Annotated in this window: 1 protein-coding gene; it reads left to right on the top strand. The window is 34.2% G+C overall.

Features of this window, described 5'->3' with window-relative positions; genetic code table 11:
- Window positions 1-315 precede the first annotated feature (315 nt).
- A partial coding sequence (locus ABYI63_RS17205) for a LamG-like jellyroll fold domain-containing protein (protein ID WP_372758096.1) occupies window positions 316-4,749 on the top strand: 4,434 nt, incomplete at its 3' end.

The raw sequence follows: 4,749 nt of genomic DNA, 5'->3' as shown, positions 1-4,749 counted from the left end.
ATATTAAGATTGTTAAAGTTCTTTTCATATAGGGCAAAGCTGTTTTTTTAATTGAATTTTTAAAAAATAAAGTTAGTGATATTTTTTAAACTTTTTAATTTATCATATTTACTTTCTTGCTGGTAAAATTTTTATATGTATTATTTATCTTTCATTAATATTATTTCAGCACACTAATCTTACAAAATAATATTTTGTTTTACATTACAACGAATAAATTTGTATTATATCGATGTTTATTCGTAATATTACACAGCGATTTTTTACAGTTGCTAGTCTCTCACAACAAAATAAACGCCCTAAATAAAATTTTAAATGAGAAGATTTTTACCCCTCAGTTTTTTTCAAATTGCATTTGTATGTGTTTTTTTGCTTGCATCTTATGTTGGTAATACACAAGATATACAAGTTAAAATTTTAGGAAGCATCGACACCATAGACCCTCTTGAAACAGTGTCTATTACTGCAGGTAATTCTATTTCTTTTAGAATTACTAATACTAGAATAAATGATTGCGATAAAGTAAAAATTGAAGATATTAGAATTTCAAATACTACCGATTTTTCTATTTCAACAGACAAAATACCTACAAATGTAGATACCGAAAGTTGCAAAGGAAAAACCAAATATGTAGATTTTACCATAACTAATAAAAGTGGTGATTGTGAGGCTAGTACCAGAATATTTATAGAGGTAAAGCAGGAGCCTGATCCTTTTGAATTCACCTTTTCGGTGGGGGGTAATCCTGCAATTAATGTTTATGGAGGAAGTCCTTCTGCTGATGTTATTAATGGTTCAACCACTACTACAGCCGCTAATGGTACCTATTACGGAGTAGTCGATGAAGGTGCAATGGTTACACGAGATTTTATAATCGCTAATACCGGAAGTTGTCCGGTAGATATTACAGGGGTTACTAGTTCTTCAACTAAATATACTTATACAAGTTTGCCAGCAAGTATAAATTCGGGCTCTTACGCCATATTATCTGTTACGTTTACCGGTCTAATCGATGGTACAGGAACCACTTCAACCATTAGCATAGAACATACTACTGATCAAACGTTTACTTTTGATGTAAGTGCAGATATGTTTGATTATGAAATTCCCGGTCCAGGAGGTATTACAGCCGATTTTAGAATTTGGTTAAAATCTACTCGTGGCATTACTAAAGATGATAGCAATAATGTTACACGTTGGGCTGATATTGGAACCAATCCTAAAGATGCTGAGGCTATTTCAGGTAAAGAACCTACATATTTAGATACTCCTGAAGCCAACATAAATTATAATCCAGTTGTTAAGTTTGTAAATGATACCGACAACGAACAATACATGTATAATGATGATGCCAATTTAAGTGGATTTTATAGTGCCGATATTTTTATTGTGATTATTCCAGATGCCACCATGACCAATGCTTCCACTAGAAATACCATTTTTGGTGGTGTAGATTCAGACACAGCTGGCGATGTTACAGGTATTGGTTTTGGAGATTATTCGTCTGGTTTTACCAATGAAACGTTGTCTTATAATCAGGATGTTGTTGGTGCCACCTTTAATGGTGCAGCAGAATTAAATTCAACGTATTCTAAAGCAGGAATTATTAATGTTCGGAATAATACAGAAGCAGCTCCAACGCATCAGGAAATTTTATATAATTCTTATCCGCTTACTACATCAAGTGAACAAAATTCATTCGCAAATTTAGATGGTAATAAGTATTGGATTGGAAAAAATAGAGATGGAGTTGGTAATTTGAATGGCAGAATAGCTGAAATCTTTACATTCAGAACCAGAGTAGCAGATTCTGCAAGACAAAAAATAGAATCATATTTAGCTATAAAATACGGTGTTACTTTAGGGGGATCAACAGAAGCTCAAAAGAATTATATAAATTCTTTTGATAATGAAGTTTGGAATGTATTAGATAACAATGGTTATAATTATGATGTTGCAGGAATTGGTAGAGATGATAATTCCGATTTAAATCAAAAACAATCGAAATCTGTAAATTCGCCAAATGCAGTCACAATTGGTTTAGGAGGCATCTATGGAACTAATAGCCAAAACTTAAATGAATTTGAAAAAGATGGTGATTTTTTAGTTTGGGGAAATAATAATGGAGCTCTTACAGGTACATCTGTTAATACAATAGCTATAGGTTCTGGATTAAATATCGACATAACTAGAATGGATAGGAAATGGAAAATAGTTGAATCAGAAGAATTTGAAGGTGCTGATGTGCAAACTGTGTTTGTTGGAATTCCCAAATCTGCGTTTAGTGGCTTATCTCTTGATACTAATGAAGAAGAAGAATTTATAGAAGAATATGTATTAATAGTTGCCAACGATCCTGCTTTCACAGATGCAAATATTATTGATGTTCTTCCATTAAAGTTAGATAAGGAGAGTGAAGTTTATAAGACTTGGTATGATTTTCATGAAACTCAATATTTTTCATTTGGAAAGGCATCTAAAGTATCTCGAAATAGTTCAATAACTATAGATGAAAATACGCATTTAGTAGGCGAGTATTTACTAGATTTAAATCCCAATTCGTTTACAGTGTCTGCATGGATAAAAAGTGCAGCAAGTACCACCAATCCAAGAACCATAATAGCCAAAGGAGATAAATTACAAATGCGTTTAAATACCTCTAGCCAGGTTGAGGTTTGGATAGATGATGTCAGTGGGGCAAAAATAACGTCTAACATGGCGATAACTGATGGGAACTGGCATCAGGTTTCCTTTGTTTACAACAGCGGTACTATTTTTCTTTATATCGATGGCGTATTGGATAAATCTGAACAAAATATTGAAGCGCCAACACCTAATTTCAACTATTTGTCAATAGGTTCATTGTATATAGACAAGGATGCGGTAAGTAATCGTAATCCATTATTGGGCGAAATAGATGAAGTTTATATTTGGAATCAGGCATTGACAGAGCGGCAGGTGCGATATCTTATGAATCAGGAAGTGGAGCGGTTCGACGTTAGCAGTACAGATTATGTAAGTGGTAAAGTAATTCCAGGCGCTACTTTAAGCAACGAAATAGTTTCCATACCTTGGAGTACACTTTCAGTTTATTATGATTTTAATTCGTTTTGTGGTACCGCAGTAGAAGGTTTGACAGATGCAAGAAACTGTTTACGATTAAATTATTTAGTGCCTAATAAATCGATTGTAGATGAGCAAACAGCACCATTACCTTATCTTTCTGCCGTCGATGGTGTCTGGGATGCGCCTGCAACATGGAGTAATAGTGCAGACCAAGCCATACCAAATTCAATTGGTTTAGATGGAATAACTGAAATAGATTGGAACATCGTACAGATTTCAAATAATATTTTAGGAAATAGAGATATTACACTATTAGGTTTAATTCAAACTAAAGATACCTTAAGAATTATGGATCCTGTCGTAACGTCACCTGTAGAAAACAATGCAGGAAAAGAACTTACTATTACCCATTATTTAGAATTAGATGGTGTTATAGATTTGGTTGGCGAATCCCAATTAATTCAAACAGAAGGTAGTATTCTAGATGCCGATAGTGGTGGGTTTATTGAAAAAGATCAGCAAGGTACTGCAAACGGGTTTAATTATAATTACTGGTCGTCTTCTGTAGGTCCAATTGCTGGCGATACATCCGAAAGAGGGACTGGAGTTGCCAGTACCAATGCCAGTAATACAATAGAAGGCTTTCTATACGATGGAACAAAATCTTCATCGGTTAAATCTATGGCTTTTGAAAGTGTTGGATATAATTTTACACCACCACTAATGGGTCCTCCAGGGTTATTAAAAATATTTACTTATTGGTTATATAAATTTAATGGTCCTGCGGATGATTATAATGCTTGGGTGAAGATAAATGAAACCTCAAGTTTGCTGCCAGGAGAAGGTTTTACCATGAAAGGGACAGCGGGTTCAGTTCCAATTTCAGATAAACAAAATTATGTGTTTAAAGGCTTACCGTATAATGGCGATATTACGCTTGCGTTGGATAAAACTGCGGGCGATGTAGAGCGTTTAATAGGTAACCCATACCCATCGGCCATTGATGCAGAAGAATTTATATTAGACAATATTAGTGTAACTGAAGGTGGTAATAATTCCCAAACTGTTATAAATGGCGCACTGTATTTCTGGGATCATTTTGGTGAAGAAAACTCACATTATTTAAAAGATTATGTTGGTGGTTATGCCACTTATAATTTATCCGGTGGTGCTCCGGCCATTTCTAACGATGTTAGAATTAATAACACTTCAGATGGAGGAAGTGCCGCGATAGGTACCAAAGTGCCAGGGCAATATATTCCAGTAAACCAAGGCTTCTTTGTGTCTACAAAATTAGAAACACAGCCAAACGATAATTTAGATACAATTTCTAGTGTTTTGGGAGGAAATATAATATTTAAAAATAGGCAACGTGTTTTTGTTACCGAATTAGAGGAATTTGAAGACGTGCCGGTTTCAGTGTTCATGAAATCTTCAAGTAGTAAAAAATCTAGTGTTACAGAAACTCAAACATCTAAAAAGAAAAAATCTATCATTCGATTGATGTATGATTCTCCAAAGGGTTATCACAGACAAATTGTTCTGGGAGCCAATGAAAAAGCTTCCAACGGATTCGATTTAGGCTATGATGCTTTTATGGTAGATGTGAATGAAGAAGATATGTACTGGTATTTTAATAAAAGCAAGTTTGTTATTCAAGGTGTGGCTAATTTTGATGCGACT

This window comes from Mariniflexile sp. (genome assembly GCF_041583155.1).
Classification (GTDB): Bacteria; Bacteroidota; Bacteroidia; order Flavobacteriales; family Flavobacteriaceae; genus Mariniflexile.
This window is presented reverse-complemented; position numbering and strand designations above follow the sequence as displayed.